Source organism: Pseudomonas sp. B21-010 (assembly GCF_024749325.1).
GTDB lineage: Bacteria > Pseudomonadota > Gammaproteobacteria > Pseudomonadales > Pseudomonadaceae > Aquipseudomonas > Aquipseudomonas kilonensis.
This window is the reverse complement of record NZ_CP087198.1, coordinates 5958995-5981223: the sequence shown is the minus strand read 5'-3', so window position 1 is coordinate 5981223 and position 22229 is coordinate 5958995. Positions and strand designations below refer to the sequence as shown.

Sequence of the window (22229 nt, the reverse complement as noted above, 5' to 3'; positions counted from 1 at the left end):
CGCTGGGGCGCGAAGCGACCCCAAACCGGCCAACACGGTGTACCTGAAAGTTCGCATCGCCTGGATTGCGACTGCTGCGCAGCCGAGCGGGAGCAAGCTCCCTCGCCACAAAAGCCCTGAGGCCTTAAAACCGCCCGAGTCCTATCTAGTGCTCGATATGCTCATCCGGCCGCTTGACCCGCCGCCCATCCTGCTTCGACAACTGGGAAAAAATCGTCGCCGCCAGCATCGCCATGATCCCCACCGTCACGAACGTCAGCTGGAACGCTCCCAGTACAGTCTCCACCCCATCGTTGCCCACCTGGGCGGTAAAGCCGCCGAGCAGGGCGCCGGCGCAGGCCACGCCGAGGCTCAGGGACAGCTGCGCCACCACCGACAGCAGGCTGTTGCCGCTGCTGGCGCTGGCGTCGTCCAGGTCGATCAGGGTCACGGTGTTCATCGCGGTGAATTGCAGCGAGTTGATCGCGCCCAGCACCGCCAGTTGCGCCAGCAGCAGCCAGTACGGCGTCTGTTCGCTGACCAGGCCCATGCTTGCCAGCATCAGGCCCAGGGCCAGGGTGTTGCCGGTCAGGACGATGCGATAGCCCAGGCGTTCGATCAGCGGCCGGGCCACGGACTTGGCGACCATGGCCGCCGCCGCCAGGGGCAGCATGCTCATTCCGGCCTGGGACGGTGAATAGCCCAGGGCGACTTGCAGCAGCAACGGCACCAGGAACGGCAGGGCGCCGCTGCCCAGGCGCGCGAACAGGTTGCCGAGAATGCCCACGGCGAAGGTGCGGGTCTTGAACAGTGACGGCGGGAACAGCGCGTTTTCAACATGCCCGGCCCGTAGCCAATAGGCCGCCAGGCAGGCCATGCCGCCGAACAGCAACAACATCACGCGCAGGTGCGGCAGGTGCAGTTCACCCAGGCCTTCCATGGCGATGGTGATCAGCACCATCGCCGCGCCGAACAGCAGGAACCCCACCCCGTCGAAACGCGTGCGCTCGCTACCCCGCAGGTCGGGGATGAACTTCCACACGGCATAACAGCCGATCACGCCCACCGGCAGGTTGATGATGAAGATCCAGTGCCAGGTCAGGTACTCGACCATCCAGCCACCCATGGTCGGCCCGATCAGCGGGCCGAGCAGGCCGGGGATGGTGATGAAGCCCATGATCCGCACCAGTTCCGAGCGCGGATACGCCCGCAGCACCACCAGCCTGCCCACCGGCAGCATCAGCGCACCGCCCAGGCCCTGGATGACCCGGGCGCCAATCAGCATGCTCAACGAACTGGACAAGGCACACAGCAACGAGCCGAAGCTGAACAGCAGGATCGCCCCGAAGAAAATCTTCTTGGTGCCGAAGCGGTCGGCGATCCAGCCCGAGGCCGGGATCAGCAACGCCACGGTGAGCATGTAGGCAATGATCACGCCCTGCATGCGCAGCGGGTTTTCCGCCAGATCACCGGCCATGGCGGGCAGGGCGGTGTTGAGGATGGTCCCGTCCAGGGACTGCATGAAGAAGGCAATCGCCACCACCCACGGAAGCCAGCGGGCGGTGACGGCGTCGAGCGGTGCGCGGTTGGGCATGGGACCTCTTGTATGAAAAGTGAACAATTACTTGTGGCGGAGAAGCTCTTTGTGGCGAGGGAGCTTGCTCCCGCTCGGCTGCGTTGTAGGAGCTGCCGAAGGCTGCGATCTTTTGATCTTTCGCTCCAGACTCAATCGACAGCGAAAAGATCGCAGCCTCGCTCCGCTCGTCAGCTCCTACAGACCCAGCGGGAGCAAGCTCCCTCGCCACAGGGGATGAAGCCACCTTCCTGGTGTTACAGCGTCAAGGTCAACCGCTTGACCAGCGCCCCCGGCAACAACATCGAGGCCGTGGCCCGCTGGCTGTAGGTGCTGGCCGAGAGCAGCAGTTCCCGCTCTCGGGTCAGGCCTTCGAGTTGCGAGCCGAGCAGGCTGTAGACGCTGTCGTCGAAGCGCATGGTACTGACCGGTGCTACGATCTGGCCGTTCTCGACCCAGAACGTGGCGAAGCGGGTCATGCCGGTCAGGCGGGCGGCCGGTTGGTCCGAGTAGTTCAGGTACCAGAGGTTGCTGATGTACAGCCCGGTGCCAAGTTCTTCGAGGATGTATTTGTGCTCCAGTTGCCCGCCCTGCATGTCCAGCGCCGTGGGGTATTCGTAGCTGCTGGCGCCGTTGGCGGCGAGGCCGTATTCGGCGGCGCTTCGGGAGTTGACCAACTGCGCATTGGCCGTGCCCTTGGCGATCAGCCCCAGGTCATCGCGGGGATAACCTTCGTCGGAAAACGCCGGGCTCAAGGAGCCGCTGACCTGTTCGCTCAGCCACACGTTGGGGCTCAGGCTTGCTTCGTTGGCGTAGAACTTCTGCAACGGGCTCTGCTTGCTGGCAATCGCCCGGGCCGAGAACCCGCCCCAACTGAGCATGCCCATGATCTCTTCCAGGGCGGCCGGTGCCAGGTAGGCACGGTATTCGCCAGGCGGCAACGTGCGCAACGGCAGGCCGAGAAACGCCAGTTGCTCGCGGGCCTGCTCGAAGCGCCGGGCAAATCCTTCGCTGCTCCACGCATGCCCGGCATAGCTGGCTTTCACTGCCTGACCGTTTTCATGGAACAGGCTGAAATCGAAGTTGAAGCTGTTGGCCTGATGCCAGCCGAACGCTCCTGACGAACTGGCGAAACCCCGGCTGATGGGCCCGGCCGCATAGAACCCCACCAGGTCCAGGCCCTCGGCGGCGCGGCTGATTTCGGCCACGGCCTGCTCGGTGTCCGGCAGCGGATGGTCCTGCACGTTATGGCTCTGCCAGTGGTCGGGATTGAGCAGCAGGTACGGATCGCGGGGCAGCAGCGGCAAGGTTTCGCGCAGCTGTTGCAGGCCTTCGGACAGGCGTTGCAGGTCGGTCTCGGTATCGCCGGACAAGGTGATCTGCAAGTCGGCGTGGCGTCCGTCGTCGATCAATTTGAAACTGACATTGGCCTGCTGCACCTGCCCGGCCTGGCGCACCTTGGCGTGGTTGAAACGCACGAAGGCCGAGGACTCGGCGGCATAACCCAAGGTGAACTGTTCCTGCTCATGCAGCGCATCGCGCAGCCAGTCGACCAACACCTTGAATGCCTCGGCCTGATTATTGACGGTGCTCATATCAGGCATCCCCCCCAAACACATCAACGTTGCTGAACACACAGGCCGGCGACGCATGGCCGACGCGGATGACCTGGTTCGGTTCGCCCTTGCCGCAGTTCGGCGTGCCCAGGACCCGAGAGGTACTGGCATCGCCCACGGCGCGCAGGCTCTTCCAGAATTGCGCGGAAATACCCCGGTAGTTGGGGTTCTTCACCACGCCCTTGAGCTCGCCGTTCTCGATCAACTGGCCCCACTCGCAGCCGAACTGGAATTTGTTGCGGGCGTCGTCGATGGACCAGGAGCGGTTGGTGCGCATCAGCACGCCGTGCTCGGTGCCTTGGATCAGTTGTTCCAGGGACTGGTCGCCAGGTTCGATGTTCAGGTTCGCCATGCGGTCGATGGGCGGGCGATTCCAGCCGCAGGCGCGGCTGTTGGCGACACCGTCCAGGCCAGCACGGAACTGTGACAGTGCGCCGCCCAGTGGACGCAGCAACAGGCCTTCACGAATCAGGAACTGTTTGCTGGCGGCGCTGCCATCGTCGTCATGGCTGTAGCTCGCCAGTTCTTCGGGAATGTCCGGATCGAAGGTCACGTTCAACAGGCTGGAGCCGTATTGCAGGTGGCCGAAATCGCTGGCCTTGACGAAGCTGGTGCCGGCGTAATTGCGCTCGTCCCCGAGGATGCGGTCCAGTTCCAGCGGGTGACCGATGGATTCGTGGATCTGCAACATCATCTGGTCAGGCATCAGCAGCAGGTCACGGGGGCCTTGCGGGGTGTTCGGTGCCAGCAGCAATTGCAGGGCCTGGTCAGCGATTTTCCGCCCGGCACCGATCAAGCCGCTGCGGCTGATTACATCGAAGCTGCCTTGCTGGCCGAAATTTTCCCGGCCCAGGGTGCGGGTCTGGCTGTCGTTGCCGTCGAAGGCGGTGACTTCCAGGGCCGGGTAGATGAAGCGTTGGGCCTGGCGCAGTTCAGCGCCGGCACTGTTGAGGTAGATCTGCTCGACCTGGGTCAGGCCGATGCTGGCTTGCCAGTTCACCAGGCGCTCGTCCTGAGGCACTGCGGCTGACTCGTCGCCGAGCAATTGGTAGCAATCGCTCAGTGGCGGGAAGGCCTGGTCGAAATTCGGCGAGAAGTAATCGGCGCGGTCGCTGGACACCGCTTGCTCGCGCAGGTCCAACAGGGCGTGGGGCTTGAGCCCACGAGCATGTTGCTCGGCGCGTTCCAGTGCCGCTTGCAGGCCGGCCTGGGACAGGTCGTTGGTAGCGGCATACGCCTCGACCCCGTTGACCCGCACGGTGAGCATCGCCCCTTCATCACGGCCCAGGCTGGGCGGTTCGGCGACATTCTTGCGCACCGACAGGTGCTGGCCGGACTCGCGCACGTAACGCAGGGAAAAGAATTCAGCGCCCGTGCGCAAGGCAGCAAAACGCTGCTTGAGCTGGGGGTGGAAGTCGAACATGGAACCTCCTTGTCTGGAGTGGCGGTGCGGCGAGGTGCGGCGCTTTGACGCGGTGGCTCTAGAGTAGGCCTGGGGCGGGGGAGGGATCAAGGCAGATAGGAATTTGGGGGCGTCAGGGTGGACGCGATCGCGAGCAAGCTCGCTCCCACAGTGGAACTTTGGTGGTCACAAAATCTGTGTTCACCACCAAACCCAGTGGGAGCTCTCACTGTGGGTCTTTGGTGGTCACAAAATGTGTGTCCGCCGCCAATCCCTGTGGGAGCGAGCTTGCTCGCGATGGCGGTGTGGCAGTCAGCGAAGATGTTGAATGGTCTGACCCCTTCGCGAGCAGGCTCGCTCCCACAAGGGATCTTAGTGGTCACAAAATGTGTGTCCGCTGCAGATCCAAATTTGGGAGCGAGCCTGCTCGCGAAGGTCGCGCCGCGGTCCTGAGTCTTACTGGGCGCTAGGCCCCACTTCACGCATCGGCTTGCCGCGCACCGGCGCATCGCCGGCCACGAAGTACGGCGCGGTGCTGCGTGGCAGGGGCTTGCGGCCGCGGATCTTGTCGGCGATTTTCTCGGCGATCATGATCGTCGGCGCGTTCAGGTTGCCGGTGGTGATGATCGGCATGATCGAGGCATCCACCACGCGCAACCCTTGCATGCCATGCACGCGGCCTTCGCCATCCACCACGGCCATGTCGTCGGTGCCCATCTTGCACGAGCAGGAGGGGTGGAACGCGGTTTCGGCATGCTCGCGGATGAACTGGTCCAACTGCTCGTCCGTCTGCACCTCGATGCCCGGGCTGATCTCACGGCCACGGAACGGATCGAGCGCTGGCTGCTGCATGATCTCGCGGGTCAGGCGGATGCCATCGCGAAATTCCTGCCAGTCCTGCTCGGTCGCCATGTAGTTGAACAGGATGCTCGGGTACTGGCGTGGGTCCTTGGACTTGGCCTGGATCCGGCCGCGGCTTGGCGAGCGCATGGAACCCATGTGCGCCTGGAAACCGTGTTCCTTCACCCCGTTGCTGCCGTTGTAGTTAATCGCCACCGGCAGGAAGTGATACTGGATGTTCGGCCAATCGAATTCCGGACGGGTGCGGATGAAACCGCCGGCCTCGAACTGGTTGCTGGCGCCGATCCCGGTGCCGTTGAACAGCCACTCGGCACCGATGGCCGGCTGGTTGTACCAGAGCAGCGACGGGTACAGGGAAACCGGTTGGGTGCAGGCGTATTGCAGGTACAGCTCCAGGTGATCCTGCAGGTTTTCACCGACACCTGGCAGATCGTGGACCACCGGGATGTCGAGGCTTTCCAGCAATTGGGCCGGGCCGACGCCAGAGCGTTGCAGGATCTGCGGCGAGGCGATGGCGCCGGAGCACAGCAGCACTTCCTTGCGCGCCCGGGCTTCGACGCGCTCTTCGGCGGCGCCCACCAGGTAACGCACGCCGACCGCGCGTTTGCCTTCGAAGATGATCTTGTCGGTCAGGGCGTGGGTGACGATGGTCAGGGTCGAGCGCTTCTTGGCGATGTCCAGGTAACCGCGCGCGGTGCTGGCCCGACGGCCGTTGGGCGTGACGGTGCGGTCCATCGGGCCGAAACCTTCCTGCTGGTAGCCATTGAGGTCTTCTGTACGCGGGTAACCGGCCTGTACGCCGGCTTCGACCATGGCGTGGAACAGCGGGTTGTTGCCGGCCTTGGGCGTGGTCACGCTGACCGGGCCGTCGCCGCCGTGGTAGTCGTTCGGGCCGATGTCACGGGTTTCGGCTTTACGGAAATACGGCAGGCAATCGAGGTAGGCCCAGTCTTCCAGGCCCGGCAGCTTGGCCCAGTTGTCATAGTCCAGGGCGTTGCCGCGGATGTAGCACATGCCGTTGATCAGCGAAGAACCACCCAGGCCCTTGCCGCGACCGCATTCCATGCGGCGGCCATCCATGTGTGGCTCCGGGTCGGTCTCGTAGGCCCAGTTGTAGCGCCGGCCTTGCAGCGGGAACGCCAGGGCGGCGGGCATTTGTGTGCGGAAGTCCAGGCGATAGTCCGGGCCGCCGGCTTCGAGCAACAGGACGGTGACGCCTTCGTCTTCGGTCAGGCGGGTGGCCAGGGTATTACCGGCCGAACCGGCGCCGATGATGATGTAATCGAATTCTTGGGACATGAAATGCACCCTCTTCTGGAATTGGGTTCAGGTCGCGGTCGTCGGGTGCCACATTCCTTGTGGCGAGGGAGCTTGCTCCCGCTCGACTGCGCAGCAGTCGCAAACAGGGCGACCGTGTTCTGTCTGAATGGTCTGGGACTTGAAGTTGGGGCCGCTTCGCAGCCCAGCGGGAGCAAGCTCCCTCGCCACAAAAGCCCCAACCTCAGGTTCGGTGCCAGATCAGAACACCGACGTGTAATCGCCCAACTCGACCTGTACCGATTTGATGCGTGTGAAGTTGTTCAGCGAGCTGATGCCGTTCTCCCGGCCCACGCCCGATTGCTTGTAGCCACCGACCGGCATTTCAGCCGCCGACTCACCCCAGGCGTTGATCCAGCAGATACCGGCTTCGAGCTGGTGGATCACGCGGTGGGCGCGGTTCAGGTCGCGGGTGACGACGCCAGCGGCCAGGCCGAAGTCGGTGTCGTTGGCGCGGCGGATCACTTCTTCTTCGGTGTCATAGGTGAGGATGCTCATCACCGGGCCGAAGATTTCTTCACGCACGATGGTCATCTCGTCGGTGCAATCGGTGAACACGGTCGGGGCGACGAACGCGCCCTTGGCCAATTCGCCGTCGGTCAGGCGACTGCCGCCGCACAGCAGGCGCGCGCCTTCGGCTTTGCCTTTCTCGATGTAGCCCAGCACGCTTTCCATGTGGGCGAAGCTCACCAGCGGGCCGAAGTTGGTGTTTTCGTCCTGAGGATTACCGATACGGATGCGCGCCACACGCTCGGCGATCTTGGCTTCGAAGGCGGCCTTGAGGTGGCTTGGCACGAACACGCGGGTGCCGTTGGTGCAGACCTGGCCGGAACTATAGAAGTTGGCCATCATCGCGGTGTCGGCGGCGCGATCCAGGTCGGCGTCGTCGAAGATGATCAGCGGCGACTTGCCGCCCAGTTCCATGGTCACGTCCTTGAGCGAAGAGCTCGAGGCGCTGGCCATGACTTTCTTGCCGGTGTCGGTGCCGCCGGTAAAGGAGATTTTCTCGATGCGTGGGTGCTCGGTCAGCCAGGTGCCGACTTCACGACCGCTGCCGGTCAGGACGTTGAACACACCCGCTGGAACGCCGGCCTCGGTGTAGATCTCGGCCAGTTTCAGGGTGGTCAGCGAGGTGACTTCGCTCGGCTTGAAGATCATCGCGTTACCGGCCGCCAGGGCCGGGGCGGATTTCCACAGGGCGATCTGGATCGGGTAGTTCCAGGCGCCGATACCGGCCACTACGCCCAGGGGCTCGCGACGGGTGTAGACGAATGAAGTGGTGCGCAGCGGAACCTGCTCGCCTTCGATGGCAGGCACCAGGCCGGCGTAGTATTCCAGCACGTCGGCGCCGGTGACGATGTCGACGTAGCGGGTTTCGGAGTAGGCCTTGCCGGTGTCCAGGGTTTCCAGGGCGGCCAGTTCATCGTTGCGCTCACGCAGGATGTCCACGGCGCGACGCAGGATGCGCGAACGCTGCATGGCGGTCATGGCAGCCCAGACCTTCTGGCCCTTTTCGGCACTGACCACGGCGCGCTCGACGTCCTCGAACGTCGCACGCTGCACTTGGGCAAGGACTTCACCGTTGGCAGGGTTGATGGCTTCGAAAGTGGCGTCGCCGCTGGCATCGCTGTACGCGCCATCGATGTAGAGTTTTTGCAGTTCGAAACGGGCCATAAAGTCCTCGCAAGTGCATAAGTGGTTGGCTGACCACCGGAGCGTGTCGTTTATAGCTGACTACGCGGTTCGGCGGCGGTTCAGGAGTCGAGCGGTTCTGTGTGCTCTGGTGCCCCTGCCTTGGCCAGTTGGAAATCCATGTATTCGTACGCGATCTGGTGCGCCTGGGCGGTATCAAACGCGTCTCCCGACAGCGCTCCGCGCAGCCACAAACCGTCAATCAACGCGGCCAGGCCCCTTGCTGCGCTGCGCGCCTGATCGACGGGCAACACGCGGCGGAACTGGCTACACAGGTTGGAATACAGACGGTGATCGTTGATCCGCTGCAACCTGTGCAAAGACGGGTGGTGCATGCTGGTGGCCCAGAAGGCCAGCCAGGTTTTCATTGCCGGGCCATTGACCTGGCTGGCGTCGAAGTTGCCTTCGATGATCACCTTGAGGTGAGCCCGGGGGCTTGTGTCCTCCAGTGCCTGGCGGCGCGCGGTGACGTTCTCGCTCAGGACAGTCATCAGGTACTGGGCCGTGGCCGCGATCAGGCCATTCTTGTCCTGAAAGTAGTGACTGATGATGCCGTTGGAGACACCGGCCAAACGGGCGATCAGCGCAATGCTGGCGTCCCCCATGCCGACTTGATCGACCGCTTGCAACGTGGCTTCGATCAGTTGTTGGCGGCGGATGGGTTGCATACCGACCTTGGGCATCTAGCACATCTCCTTAGGCCATCCGGCGCACGAATGTCGTCTGCCGGAACGAAAGCCAGTCTATTTTGTTTTGATTGAACGTTCAATCAACAAAAAATAAGTTCTATGACAAGTCGTCGCTGTTTGTCGGGGCGAGGACTTTTGGGGATGTCTTTATAACACTCGTCGATTGGCTGCCCACCCGTCGATTGGTTGAAATGAGGCGATGCAGCGAGCTCCCTCGCCACAGAGGCCACAGAGGCCTGCATTGCGCTTGAGATTGGCCCAAACAAAAACGCCGCGTTCATCTCGCGGCGTTTTTGCTGGCGTGGGCTTAGCCCAGGTTCTTGCCCAGCAGTGCGTGGTACAGCTCGCTGTCGCCCAGGATCCCGACGACTTGCTGGTTATCGTGGAGCACCAGTTTGTTGCCGGTCTGGTAGCGAATCTGCAATGCGTCGCGCATGCCGATGTTGGAGTCCACCAGGGTCGGACGCCGGCCCAGCTCTTCGACGGCTTGGCCCGGCACCCAGTTTTGCAGGTCCAGCGCCGCGCCATTCTGCCGGGCGCCCTTGATGGTGTTGCCTTCGGCCAGGTCGAGCCAGGAGTCGCCGCCCGGGTCCAGGCACACCGAACCGTTGATGCGCTTGCAGTTGTCCAGGGTGCGCATCAGGCTGCGACCGCACAGGACGTTGAGCGGGTTGGTGTGGGCGACGAAAGTGCGCACGTAGTCGTCCGCCGGGTTCAACACGATTTCTTCCGGCTTGCTGTACTGGATGATCCGGCCGTCTTTCATGATCGCGATACGACTGCCCAGCTTCAGGGCTTCGTCGAGGTCGTGGCTGACGAACACGATGGTCTTGCTCAGCTTGCGTTGCAGCTCCAGCAGTTCGTCTTGCAGGCCTTGGCGGATCAGCGGGTCGAGGGCAGAGAAGGGTTCGTCCATCAGCAGGATGTCGGCGTCCATCGCCAGGGCGCGGGCCAGGCCGACCCGTTGCTGCATGCCGCCGGACAATTCGTCGGGCTTCTTGTTGCGCCACTGGGTCAGGCCCACCAGCTCCAGCTTCTCATCCACCAGCTTGCGGCGTTCTTTCTCAGGACGGCCCTGCATTTCCAGGCCGAAGCTGATGTTCTCGCGCACCGTCAGCCAAGGCATCAGGGCGAACTTCTGGAACACCATGGCGATGCGCTGGGTGCGCATCATCTTCAGTTCGGCGGGGGTGCAGGAGGCGATGTCGATCTGCCGGCCTTCGTGTTCGACGAACAGCTTGCCGCGGCTGACGGTGTTCAAGCCATTGATGCAGCGCAACAGGCTGGATTTGCCGGAGCCGGACAGGCCCATCAAGACACAGATTTCGCCTTTCTCGATGTCCAGGCTGGCTTTTTCCACGCCGACGATTTGCCCGGTTTTCTTCAGGATTTCGTTGCGGGTCATGCCTTGGTCGAGCAGCTTGAGGGCTTCGCGTGGATCCTTGGAGAAGATCACGTCGACCTGGTCGAAGCGGATTATGCTCATGCGTCACCCCCTACTTTGGCGTCGGGTTGTTTGCAGATTCGGTCGAGCATGATTGCCAGCAGGACGATCGCCAGGCCGGCTTCGAAGCCCAGGGCGATATCGGCGGTGTTCAGTGCGTTGACCACGGGTTTGCCCAGGCCATCGGCGCCCACCAGTGCGGCGATCACCACCATCGACAACGACAGCATGATGCACTGGGTGATACCGGCGGCGATGCTCGGCATCGCATGGGGCAGTTCAATGCGCGACAGGAGCTGGCGACGGGAGCAGCCGAAGGCTTTGCCGGCGTCCATCAGTTCGTCCGGTACGTCGCGGATGCCCAGGTAGGTCAGGCGGATGGGCGCGGCAATCGCGAACACCACCGTGGAGATCAGGCCTGGGACCACACCCAGCCCGAATAGGGTCAGGGTAGGAATGAGGTAGACGAAGGTCGGTACGGTCTGCATCAGATCGAGTACCGGACGCATCAGGGTGTAGAACATCGGCTTGTGCGCGGCAACAATGCCCAGCGGCACGCCGATCAGTACGCAAACCAGGGTCGCGAACAGCACCTGGGCGAGGGTTTCCATGGTCTCTTGCCAGTAACCCAGGTTGAGGATCAGCAGGAAGGACGCAATGACGAATACGGTCAGGCCCCATTTGCGCTGGATGAAGTGCGCCAATAGCGCAATGAGGCCGATCAAGGCCAGGGGATTGAACCAGGTCAGCGCAAACGTCACGCCGTGAATCATCGTTTCCAGGAACAGTGCGATTGCGTCGAAGGTGCTGGCGCCGTGTTGCGTCAACCATTCGACGAAGCCGGCAATGTACTGGCCTAAGGGTATTTTCTGATCAATGAGCATGGTAGTGAACGTCCGCATGCAAGGGAATAAACAGCCCGGGCGAGCGAACCCGCCCGGCATAACATAAGCAGTTACTGCGCAAGCTTGGCTTTCACGGCGTCCAGGCCAGGTTTACCGTCAATGGTGGTCACGCCAGCCAACCAGGTATCGAGTACCTGTGGGTTTTTCTTCAGCCAGGCCTTGGCGGCAGCCTCTGGCTTCATCTTGTCGTCGAGCACGTTGCCCATCAGCGTGCTTTCCATGTCGACGGTGAACTCCAGGTTTTTCAACAGCTGGCCAACGTTGCTGCATTCCTGGCTGTAGCCCTTGCGGGTGTTGGTCGCCACGGTTGCGGCACCGAAGTCGGGGCCGAAGAAGTCGTCGCCGCCGGTCAGGTACTGGATCTTGAAGCGGGTGTTCATCGGGTGTGGCGCCCAGCCGAGGAACACCACGTCGGTGCCACGCTTGGAGGCGCGGTCGACCTGCGAGAGCATGCCGGCTTCACTCGACTCTACGACTTTGAAGCCTGCGTCCTTCAGGCCGAAGGCGTTCTTTTCGATCATGCTCTGGATCAGGCGGTTGCCGTCGTTGCCGGGTTCGATCCCGTAGATCTTGCCGTCCAGCTCTTTCTTGAATTTGGGGATGTCGGCGAAGTCGTGCAGGCCTTTGTCATACAACGCCTGAGGCACGGCGAGGGTGTACTTGGCGCCCTTGAGGTTGGTGCGCAGGGTTTCCACGGTGCCGGCTTCGCGGTAGGCCTTGATGTCGTTTTCCATGGTCGGCATCCAGTTGCCGAGGAACACGTCCATGTTCTTGCCGTCGGCCAGGGACTTGTAGGTCACCGGCACGGAAATCATGGTGGTCTTGGTCTTGTAGCCGAGGGCGTCGAGCACCACGCTGGTGGTGGCGGTGGTCACGGTGATGTCGGTCCAGCCGACATCGGAGAAGTTGACGGTGCTGCACTGTTGGGGTTCAGCAGCGTTGGCCAGCATCGGAAGACTCAGCATGGCGGCCAACAACAACGATGTGGAACCTTTCATGGGTGGACTCCTGGTGTTTTATCGGCGGTGTCCGGTCAGGACAACCGCGCTTATTGGATGTTGCGGTTGGTGGCGCGTGGGCACTCTCTGACACGCGGCCTTGCAAACGAGCCGTAACCGATCATGTACCAGTGCAAATCTGACGCCTACAGGGTGGGTCGTATCCAGTACAGGGAGGGTCGCATCCAGTGTCGGTGACGTCGTTTACAGATTTTTTCCGCCCCTGGCGGGCCTCTGATACGCAGAAAAACGGCGCAAAACAGGGGCCAGGACGGGGCGGCGTTGCTGGGCATGATTGCGTCGGTGTCAGACGTCGGACTCCAAGGCAAAAACCGGATGATGCGGCCATCCCGGCGTTGAGCGTAGCAGCTCCGTCACCGGACGCTCCTGCGCCCGGATGTGCCTGTTCTGGAGGTTTTCGGCAATGGCAATCAGCGTGTTCGACCTGTTCAAAATCGGTATCGGCCCGTCCAGCTCACACACCGTGGGCCCGATGCGGGCCGCCGCATTGTTCGTGCAAGGTTTGCGTGAGCGAGGACTTTTGGAACAAGTCGCGCGGGTGGAAGTTCAGCTCTACGGTTCGCTTTCAGCCACTGGCATCGGCCATGGCAGCGATAACGCGGTGATCATGGGCTTGATGGGCGAGTGGCCGGACGCGATCGATCCGTCGCAGATTGGTGTGCGCATTGAGCGACTGCGCGAAACCCAGACCCTGCTGCTCGACGGTCGCCTGTCGGTACCGTTCATCTGGTCCCGGGACATGCGCCTGATCGACGAAAACCTGCCATTCCACCCCAACGCCATGACGCTGGTGGCCGAGACCGCCAACGGCGAGCTGCACCGTGACACCTATTACTCGGTCGGCGGTGGTTTCGTCGTCGACCAGGCCCAGGCCGCCAGCGGTGTGGTGGACCTGGATCGCACCGAACTGCCTTACGATTTTTCCAGCGCCGAAGAGTTGCTCCAGTTGTGCCGCAGCCACAACCTGCGGGTGGCCGAGTTGATGATGGCCAACGAAAAGGTCTGGCGTTCGGAAGACGAGATCCGCAGCGGCCTGATGAAACTCTGGCGGGCCATGCAGGATTGCGTCGAGCAGGGCCTCAAGCACGAAGGCATCCTGCCGGGCGGTTTGAATGTGCGTCGGCGGGCGGCCAAGTTGCACCGCAGCCTGCAAGAACTGAACAAACCCAATGTCATCGGCTCGACCCTCAGCGCCATGGAGTGGGTCAACCTGTTCGCCCTGGCGGTCAACGAAGAGAACGCCGCCGGCGGGCGCATGGTCACGGCGCCGACCAATGGCGCAGCGGGGATCATTCCGGCGGTACTGCATTACTTCATGAAATTCAGCGAAGCGGTCACCGACGCCAACGTCGTGGATTATTTCCTCGGTGCGGCGGCCGTCGGGATCCTGTGCAAGAAGAACGCATCGATTTCTGGCGCCGAAGTCGGTTGCCAGGGCGAAGTGGGATCGGCCTGCGCCATGGCGGCGGCAGGCCTGGCGGAGATCCTCGGGGCCACGCCGGAGCAACTGTGCAACGCGGCGGAAATCGGCCTGGAACACAACCTCGGCCTGACGTGCGACCCAGTGGGCGGCCTGGTGCAGGTGCCGTGCATCGAGCGCAATGCGATCGCCGCAGTCAAGGCCATCAATGCTGCCCAAATGGCCCTGCGCGGGGACGGCCAGCATTTCATCTCCCTGGACCGGGTGATCCGCACCATGCGTGATACCGGTGCCGACATGCATGACAAATACAAAGAGACCTCGCGCGGCGGCTTGGCGGTCAGTGCGGTGGAGTGCTGAGTCGCATTTGCGCACCCCTTTGGTAGCAAGGGATTTCTCTGTGGGAGCAAGGCTTGCCCGCGATGGCGGCATTAGATTCAACATGGATGTCGACTGGCATACAGCCATCGCGAGCAAGCTTTGCTCCCACAGATGATTCCCTTTACCCACAAGAGCGAAAACCGCTCACAAAATGAACACCAATCTGCAAACGCGCCACCTTTTAGCGCGTCGCAAACAGACAAGAGCCCCGTTGTCGAGCCAACCACTGAATCGCGCTCGACCGTCCGTCATCCGCACCTGTGGTGATACTCGTTGCGCAAGCGGCGCAGCCCAGTTCCCACAAGTGCTACCGAACTGCTCACGGCCCGCTGTGACAGGTGCCTGCCGCCATTGATGGCGCTTATAACCCGTACTCGATGCACGCCTTATATAGACAGGTCGTGATGTCGTTTTCAGGATTTATTGAACGCGTATTCAATTTTAGGCATGGCAATTGCTCTATTGCTGTAAAGCCCAGCTCCTTTGTGAGAACGAGGGCAATAACCAATAAAAAGAGCCTCCGCCTGAGGCCATCACCCGCTTTGTGTGAGGAGATACCGCGATGACGACGTCCAACTCCGGGGCCCAACCCCAGAACCGTGCGCCTCAATCCATCGGCTTTTTGCTGCTGGACAATTTCACGCTGATTTCCCTGGCGTCCGCGGTGGAACCGCTACGCATGGCCAACCAACTGTCCGGTCGCGAGCTGTATCGCTGGACCACCCTTACGGTCGATGGCGGCCAGGTCTGGGCCAGCGACGGCTTGCAGATCACCCCCGACGCCTCCATGCACAAGGCGCCGGCCCTGGATACTGTCATCGTCTGTGGCGGCATCGGCATCCAGCGTACCGTGACCCGCGAACACGTGTCGTGGCTGCAGAGCCAGGCCCGCCAATCCCGTCGCCTCGGCGCGGTTTGTACCGGCAGTTGGGCCCTGGCCTGCGCCGGCCTGCTGGACGGCTTCGATTGCAGCGTGCACTGGGAATGCCTGGCGGCAATGCAGGAAGCTTTCCCGCGGGTATCGATGAGTACCCGCTTGTTCACCCTCGACCGTAACCGCTTCACCAGCTCCGGCGGCACCGCGCCGCTGGACATGATGCTGCACCTGATCAGCCGCGATCACGGTCGTGAACTGTCGGCAGCGATCTCGGAAATGTTTGTCTACGAGCGTATCCGCAACGAACAGGATCACCAGCGTGTGCCGCTCAAGCACATGCTCGGCACCAACCAGCCGAAGTTGCAGGAAATCGTCGCGCTGATGGAGGCCAACCTCGAAGAACCGATCGACCTGGACGAACTGGCGGTGTACGTCGCCGTGTCCCGGCGTCAGCTGGAGCGGTTGTTCCAGAAGTACCTGCACTGCTCGCCGTCGCGCTATTACCTCAAGCTGCGGTTGATCCGTGCACGGCAACTGCTCAAGCAGACGCCGATGTCGATCATCGAAGTGGCCTCGGTGTGCGGCTTCGTCTCCACCCCGCACTTCTCCAAGTGCTACCGCGAATACTTCGGCATTCCGCCGCGTGACGAACGCGTCGGCTCCAACACCACACAACAGGTTGCGATGATGCCGCTGCCGCAGGCGCTGGTGCTGTCGCCATTGTCCGGCCCGCTGTCGGCGCTGAGCCAGGCGCGTAATGAGTCGACGTTTGCCAGTGTGAGACTCTGAGACCGTAGCGCCTTCATCGCGAGCAAGCTCGCTCCCACAGTTGGATTGGGGTTTGGCTGGAGAGGCGGGTTGGCTGTAAGGCCGCCTCGCGAGCAAGCTTTGCTCCCACAGGTCCTGCTCAAACAGATCTGATGGGTGTACGACGGGGAGAGCTAGGTCGGCTACTAGGCCGCCTCGCGGTGGACGTTGATCTCGGCGCCCCGTTAACTACGCTGGCCGAACGCAGGCATTGTGGAGTGGGCACCTCGGCATGGATGCCGAGGTAGCCGCGCTGGGCCATGGATGGCCCTTCGCGGCGGGCCCACGGAGCAATGCCGGAGTGAGGGCACACCGAGCCTAGGCGAGGTGCCGAGTGGTGGGGCAAAGCGTTTTTGCTTACTTTTGGCGCTTTTCCAAAAGTGAGCCGCCGTCAGGGCGGAACCATAAGCCGCCGTTACCGCAGCACGGATATGTACTCAGTCAGGCCGCCATCGCGAGCAAGCTCGCTCCCACAGGTTTTGTGAACGACACAAATCCTGTGGGAACCATTGGTTCTGTCAGGCGCTATGGTTCTGCTGGTATTGCATCAACGCCGGCAACAGCTGCTTATCAATCGCCTGGCGCACGGCCGGCAGGATAGTGGCGCTGCTGGTGTACATCTCCTTGACCATCCGCCGCAAATCATTGGCACGGACGGTGTCCAGCCCCCGCACGGCGCACTCGCACGCCTGCTCGGCGGTGGAGCCACTGGGTATTTGCAGGCCCAGGGCCTTGAGATGGCCCAGCAGGTCTTCCTGGTCGATCAAATCGGCGTACATCATGACGCTTTTCCTTGTTCAGGGATTGGGGTCGTGTCTCGATTCTGGTAGCCACCCGAAGCGGCGGCAAGGGCAAATGGTCGCAATGTCATGAATGACTATGGAGGCGTCGTTTTCGGCTAACTTGCACGGGGCTGGACTGGGCACACTGACCTCAAGCTGAATCACGATGGTTTGGTCACCCTCGCGCGACAGCTCCTCCAGTAACGCAACCTGCCCCGATCCTGTCACGGCTTGATCGGGGATTTTTTTTGCCTGTGAATCAGGGAAAGCTTGGGTGTCTGGTGGATTGTCATCGCGAGCAAGCTCGCTCCCACAGGGGTTCTGTGTCGTTCACAAAATCTAATGTGGGAGCGAGCTTGCTCGCGATGAACGATGACGCGGTCTAGCGCTGCAACACCAGAATCCGCGACAACAACTCATCCCGATCCACATAGCACCCCTGGAAATGCCGGGCCCCGGAGGCCGGGTCGAAGGCATTGCGGGCGTGGAGGGTGCGGCGGTTGTCGAAGCACCAGAGCTGGCCGGGTTCGAGACGCTGTACCAGGCGAAATTGTGGCTCGCGGGTCAGGGCAATGAAGCGGCGGTAGGCGCGGTAAAGCCTGGGCATCTGCTCGACCGTGGTGTCGAACGGCCCACGCAGGAAGTTCGCCATGCGGATTTCCGAAACCTGGCCGAGGGCGTCCAGCGCGATGATGGGCGCCAGGCAGCGGTAGTCGCTGCGACGGTCCTTGTTGCGAAACTCCACCGGGATCCGGCACAGCGCGTCGAAGGCCTCGGGGTCTTCCTGGCGCAGCGCTTGGGCAATGGCAAACCCGTCGACAAAAATGCTCTCGCCGCCGTCGGCGTCATTCACCAGGCAATGCAGGAATTGCAGCCCCGGCTGCAATTCCCGGGTCGGCAAATCACTGTGCAACGGCAGGTTGAAAGCGGTGTAGGCGTTACTGTCGGCATCGGCTTTGGACTGCACGTTGAACAGCACGCCGAAGTTGCTCTCGCGAATGAAGGAAATGCGCTGGGCAATCCGTTTCAGCGAGCCGGGTTCGGTGGGTACGCCGTGCACCTGGGTCAGGCCGATGTCGCGCACCGCCAGCAACCATTGCAACAACGCATCGTCATCGTCCATCAGCGCGGGGTAGTCGAACACTGGCAATTGCAGGTCGCGTCGCCACAGTTGGCGCCGGGGCTTGTTCGCCAGGCGCTCGGCTCGGGACTGATCATCGTAGGCGTGGGCGCGCAACCAGCCGGGGTCGAAACGGCTCCGGTGACCGTCCTGCCAGTCCACGCACAGGCAACCTTCGTCGTTGAGGTAGGTTGCGCCGGGGGCAATGTCTTCAGGGACGTCGACGATTTCCAGCACCTGCTCGCGGGTGACGCTGTAGACGCATTGAGGGCAAGGGCAGTTGTCCCGCAACCACGGGTGATGAAAGGGGCTGGCCCGGCCATCGGCCCACGTCACTTGGATCCGGTCGACCAACGGTGTGGCGGCGGTCAATGGGGATATCAGGGGGTAACGGCGGAAGTCGGCAAAGGCGGCGGTGTTCATGGCGATCTCCTGTTCGCGGCTTATCGGGGCAGAGGCAGGGCGATGATCCGGCCGATGTACAGCGGCGGCGGCAGGTCGGATTGTTCGTCGAGCAGGGCGCTGAGCCGGCCCAGGGCCTGTTCGGTGAACGGCACCGAGCGCGGGCCGGCCAGGTCGACGTGCAGTAGCATCTGTTCATTGCCGGCCAGCTCTTTATCACCGCCTACCAGGTGCAGGCTGTGGTAGAGGTGCAGGCGTTTGGCGTCGTGGCCGATGATGTGCGTGTGCACCTCGACCTGGGCGTCGAGCTTCACTTCGTGCAGGTAGTTCAGGTGCAGTTCGAGGGTGAACAACGAGTGGCCGCTGGCTTCGCGGTTCTGGCTGTCCAGGCCGAGCCGGTCCATCAGCGCGTCGGTGGCGTAGCTGAAGATCAGCAGGTAGAAGGCATCGCGCAGGTGGCCGTTGTAATCGACCCATTCGGGGAGGATGCGGGTTTGGTAGGTGGTTAGGGTGGGCATGGGGTGGGTTCCGATGGTTGTGGCGATTGGGAGGCCGCTATCGCGAGCAAGCTCGCTCCCACAGGTTTTGTGATCGGCACAGAGCCAATGTGGGAGCGAGCTTGCTCGCGATGGGGTCAGACCTGCAGACGGTTATTCGCTGAAAGCCATCCCATGCTTTTCTTTGGTGGTCTTCACCGCCTCCAGCACCGCCAGCAGGCAATCATCACGATAGCGTTCCAGGGCCGAAATGCTGTGGCTGCCCAATTGCGCGCTCGTGCCGTCCACCACATCGTCGATCAGTTTTTCGGTCAGCTCTGGCGCTGGCAGGTAGGTCCACGGCAGTTGCAGCGCCGGGCCGAACTGGGCCATGAAGTGCCGCATCCCGGCATCGCCGCCGGCCAGGGTGTAGGTCAGGAACGTGCCCATGAACGACCAGCGCAAGCCGGCGCCAAAGCGGATCGCATCGTCGATTTCCCCGGTGGTCGCCACCCCGTCGTTGACCAGGTGCAGGGCTTCGCGCCACAGCGCTTCGAGCAGGCGGTCGGCAATGAAGCCGGGCACTTCCTTGCGTACGTGCAGCGGCCGCATGCCGAGGGATTCGTACACCTGCATCGCTGCCTGCACGGCTTCGGGCGCGGTGTCTTTGCCGCCGACCACTTCCACCAGCGGCAACAGGTAGACCGGGTTGAACGGGTGCCCGACCACGCAGCGCTCCGGATGGGTGGCGCCTTCGTAGAATTCGCTCGGCAGCAGCCCCGAGGTACTGGAACCGATCAACGCGTTCGGCTTGGCAGCGGCGCTGATCTGGCCGTGCAATTCGAGTTTCAGTTCCAGGCGCTCGGGGGCGCTTTCCTGGATGAAGTCGGCGTCGCGCACACACTCCTCGATGGTCGCGACAAAGCGCAGCCGATCCTGCGAAGCGCCGGGTGCCAGGCCTTGTTTCTCCAGGGCACCCCAGGCGTTGGCGACACGTTTGCGCAACGCTGCCTCGGCACCCGGCGCCGGGTCCCAGGCGACGACGTCCAGGCCATGGGCCAGGGCCCGGCTGACCCAGCCGCTGCCGATCACACCGCTGCCCAGGGCGGCGAAGGTCTTGATGTCGGTGATAAAGCTCATGGTGATTTCCTGAAAAAATAGTTCGGTGATCTCCTGTGGGAGCAAGGCTTGCCCGCGATGGCGGCAGTAGATTCAACGGGGATGTCGACTGACATACCGTTATCGCGGGCAAGCCTTGCTCCCACAGGTTGTGCCCCCCAATAGGGGAAGGTGGATGTCGGTTTAGCCGCGCTGGACCAGGCCCATTTTCTTGCGACCTTCAGCCGGGGTGAGCACCCGCGCACCGAGGCGGCTGAGGATTTCGCCAGCCCGCTCCACCAACTGACCGTTGGTAGCGAGTACGCCTTTGTCCAGCCAGAGGTTGTCTTCCAGCCCGACCCGCACGTTGCCCCCCAACAGCACCGCCTGGGCGGCCATCGGCATTTGCATGCGGCCGATGCCGAAGCCGGCCCACACCGCATCCGCCGGCAGGTTGTCGACCATGGCTTTCATGGTAGTGGTGTCGGCCGGTGCGCCCCACGGGATGCCCAGGCAGAGTTGGAACAGCGGGTTGTCCAGCAGGCCTTCCTTGATCAGTTGCTTGGCGAACCACAGGTGACCGGTGTCGAAGATCTCCAGCTCGGCCTTGACCCCCAGCTCAGTGATGCGCTTGGCGCCGGCCCGCAGTTGCGCCGGGGTGGAGACGTAAATGGTGTCGCCGTCGCCGAAGTTCAGGGTGCCGCAATCCAGCGTGCAGATTTCCGGCAACAGCTCTTCGACGTGGGCCAGGCGGGTCAGCGGACCGACCAGGTCGGTGTTGGGACCAAACTCCATCGGCCGTTCGCCCGCACCGATCTCCAGGTCGCCGCCCATGCCGGCGGTGAGGTTGACGATGATGTCCACGTCCGCCTCACGGATGCGCTCCATCACTTCGCGGTACAGCGCCACGTCGCGGCTGAACTTGCCGGTCTGCGGGTCGCGGACGTGGCAATGGACCACCGTGGCCCCGGCCTTCGCCGCCTCGATGGCAGCGGCGGCGATCTGTTTCGGGGTGACCGGTACGTGAGGGCTCTTGGCGGTCGTGTCGCCAGCACCGGTGAGTGCGCAGGTGATGATGACGTCGTGGTTCATGGTGCGGATTCCTTCAGGCGTGGTAAGTCACTGCGCAGTTAGTGGCCTGTGTGGCTAATTCGAGCACTCAACTTCGGCGCCAGAACTTGCCAGACTGCGTTGCCATTCCTCGCCGTAGCGGGCTACGACTCGTCATGGCGCCTTGCCTGGCAAGTCCTGACACTCGAATTTGAGTGCTCGAATTAACCGTACAGGCCACAAGTGCTGCGCAGATGGATAACGGTTGTTCAGTTACTGGTCAGTTTCAGGTTGTCGGCGGCGGGCTTGCCGTCGAAGGTGGTGACGCCTTCGAGCCAGCGCTGCTTGTCTTGCGGATGATCCTTGAGCCATTGCCGGGCCGATTCGAGCGGGTCCTTGTGATCGAGCAACGGCTGCATCATCCGGCTCTCATCCTCGGCGCTGAACGTCAGGTTGCTCAGCAAGCGACCGACGTTCGGGCATTGTTGGGCGTAGTCCGGCGCGGTGACGGTCCACACGGTGGCCATGCCTTCGTTCGGGCCGAGGGCGTCGTCGCTGCCGGTGAGGTAGGTCATTTGCACGTTGACGTTCATCGGGTGCGGCGCCCAGCCGAAGAACACCACGGCTTCCTTGCGCCGCACGGCGCGGTCCACGGCGGCGAGCATGCCGGCTTCGCTGGACTCCACCAGTTGGAATTTGCCCAGGCCGAACTGGTTCTTGGCGATCATCGCCTTGATCTGGGTATTGGCGCCGGAGCCGGGCTCGATGCCGTAGATCTTGCCGCCCAGCTCTTTTTCGAATTTGGCGATGTCGGCGAAGGTCTTCAGACCCTTGTCGGCCAGGTAGGTCGGCACGGCCAGGGTGGCGCGGGCGTCCTTGAGGCTCGGCTGTTCCAGCACCTTGACCTGTTTGGCCTCGACGAACGGGGTGATGGTCTGGGTCATCAACGGGTTCCAATAGCCCAGGAACAGATCCAGGCGCTGGTCGCGGATGCCGGCGAAGATGATTTGCTGGGAGGCGCTGGTTTGCTTGGTCTTGTAGCCGAGGCCGTCGAGCATCACTTGGGTCAGGGCGCTGGTGGCGATGACGTCGGTCCAGTTGACCACGCCCAGGCGCACGTTCTGGCACGCGGCGGGCTCGGCAGCCATGGCGGCGCCATTGAGCAAAGTGGTGCCGCAAAGTGCAAGTACACAGGAGCTGATCAGTCGTTTCATGTCGGGTTCCTCGGCAGCTTATTGTTATGGGGTCCGGCATCTGCGTACCGGTGATGCCAAGTTACGCAGCCCGGCGCCTGGCAAAACGCACAGCGGCGACGTGCT

At 62.5% G+C, this 22229-nt stretch carries 17 protein-coding genes; 2 read left to right on the top strand and 15 right to left on the bottom strand.

Annotation, left to right across the window (positions count from 1 at the left end):
• Positions 1-145 precede the first annotated feature (145 nt).
• The 9 genes from mdtD to LOY50_RS26665 form a co-directional block, all read right to left on the bottom strand.
• Positions 146-1573, bottom strand: a complete 1428-nt coding sequence (gene mdtD / locus LOY50_RS26705) for a multidrug transporter subunit MdtD (RefSeq protein ID WP_253470082.1) — start codon at positions 1571-1573, stop codon at positions 146-148.
• Between the two features lie 236 nt (positions 1574-1809).
• Entirely contained in the window at positions 1810-3147 is a 1338-nt protein-coding gene (locus tag LOY50_RS26700) for a TldD/PmbA family protein (protein ID WP_258689588.1), read from the bottom strand.
• 1 nt (position 3148) lies between these two features.
• Complete coding sequence (locus tag LOY50_RS26695; RefSeq protein ID WP_053182646.1) at positions 3149-4591, bottom strand: TldD/PmbA family protein; 1443 nt, start codon at positions 4589-4591, stop codon at positions 3149-3151.
• A 435-nt stretch (positions 4592-5026) separates the two neighbouring features.
• Positions 5027-6730: a choline dehydrogenase gene (betA, locus tag LOY50_RS26690; RefSeq protein WP_258689586.1), complete on the bottom strand. Its 1704-nt coding sequence runs from the start codon at positions 6728-6730 to the stop codon at positions 5027-5029.
• Between the two features lie 219 nt (positions 6731-6949).
• The gene (betB, locus tag LOY50_RS26685) at positions 6950-8422 is read right to left on the bottom strand and encodes a betaine-aldehyde dehydrogenase (RefSeq protein WP_024619087.1); all 1473 of its coding nucleotides are present in this window, start codon (positions 8420-8422) and stop codon (positions 6950-6952) included.
• Positions 8423-8502: 80 nt separating this feature from the next.
• On the bottom strand, positions 8503-9123 hold the full coding sequence (gene betI, locus LOY50_RS26680; RefSeq protein WP_003206359.1) for a transcriptional regulator BetI: 621 nt from the start codon (positions 9121-9123) through the stop codon (positions 8503-8505).
• Between the two features lie 313 nt (positions 9124-9436).
• Positions 9437-10615 carry a choline ABC transporter ATP-binding protein gene (gene choV, locus LOY50_RS26675; protein ID WP_214509927.1) on the bottom strand — a complete coding sequence of 393 codons (1179 nt, stop codon included), beginning with the start codon at positions 10613-10615 and terminating at the stop codon, positions 9437-9439.
• The gene (gene choW, locus LOY50_RS26670) at positions 10612-11457 is read right to left on the bottom strand and encodes a choline ABC transporter permease subunit (RefSeq protein WP_003206355.1); all 846 of its coding nucleotides are present in this window, start codon (positions 11455-11457) and stop codon (positions 10612-10614) included. The genes choV and choW overlap by 4 nt, the downstream gene beginning before the upstream one ends.
• A gap of 71 nt (positions 11458-11528) precedes the next feature.
• Entirely contained in the window at positions 11529-12476 is a 948-nt protein-coding gene (locus LOY50_RS26665) for a choline ABC transporter substrate-binding protein (protein ID WP_214509926.1), read from the bottom strand.
• A gap of 424 nt (positions 12477-12900) precedes the next feature.
• On the opposite strand from LOY50_RS26665, the gene LOY50_RS26660 reads away from it, so the two are divergent.
• Positions 12901-14277 (top strand): L-serine ammonia-lyase, encoded by a 1377-nt coding sequence (locus tag LOY50_RS26660; protein ID WP_214509925.1) that lies wholly within the window; start codon positions 12901-12903, stop codon positions 14275-14277.
• Positions 14278-14860: 583 nt separating this feature from the next.
• Positions 14861-15964, top strand: coding sequence for a GlxA family transcriptional regulator (locus LOY50_RS26655; RefSeq protein WP_003177576.1), 1104 nt, complete (start codon positions 14861-14863; stop codon positions 15962-15964).
• A 536-nt stretch (positions 15965-16500) separates the two neighbouring features.
• On the opposite strand, the gene LOY50_RS26650 is transcribed toward LOY50_RS26655, so the two are convergent.
• The 6 genes from LOY50_RS26650 to LOY50_RS26625 form a co-directional block, all read right to left on the bottom strand.
• Complete coding sequence (locus LOY50_RS26650) at positions 16501-16764, bottom strand: hypothetical protein (protein WP_018612353.1); 264 nt, start codon at positions 16762-16764, stop codon at positions 16501-16503.
• Between the two features lie 382 nt (positions 16765-17146).
• Entirely contained in the window at positions 17147-18307 is a 1161-nt protein-coding gene (locus LOY50_RS26645) for a gamma-butyrobetaine dioxygenase (protein WP_258689584.1), read from the bottom strand.
• Between the two features lie 20 nt (positions 18308-18327).
• Complete coding sequence (locus LOY50_RS26640; RefSeq protein ID WP_258689582.1) at positions 18328-18804, bottom strand: thioesterase family protein; 477 nt, start codon at positions 18802-18804, stop codon at positions 18328-18330.
• Between the two features lie 132 nt (positions 18805-18936).
• Entirely contained in the window at positions 18937-19902 is a 966-nt protein-coding gene (locus LOY50_RS26635) for an L-carnitine dehydrogenase (protein ID WP_258689580.1), read from the bottom strand.
• 162 nt (positions 19903-20064) lie between these two features.
• Positions 20065-20952: a 3-keto-5-aminohexanoate cleavage protein gene (locus LOY50_RS26630; protein ID WP_214509921.1), complete on the bottom strand. Its 888-nt coding sequence runs from the start codon at positions 20950-20952 to the stop codon at positions 20065-20067.
• Between the two features lie 227 nt (positions 20953-21179).
• Positions 21180-22124 carry a choline ABC transporter substrate-binding protein gene (locus tag LOY50_RS26625; protein ID WP_013694418.1) on the bottom strand — a complete coding sequence of 315 codons (945 nt, stop codon included), beginning with the start codon at positions 22122-22124 and terminating at the stop codon, positions 21180-21182.
• Positions 22125-22229: the final 105 nt, after the last annotated feature.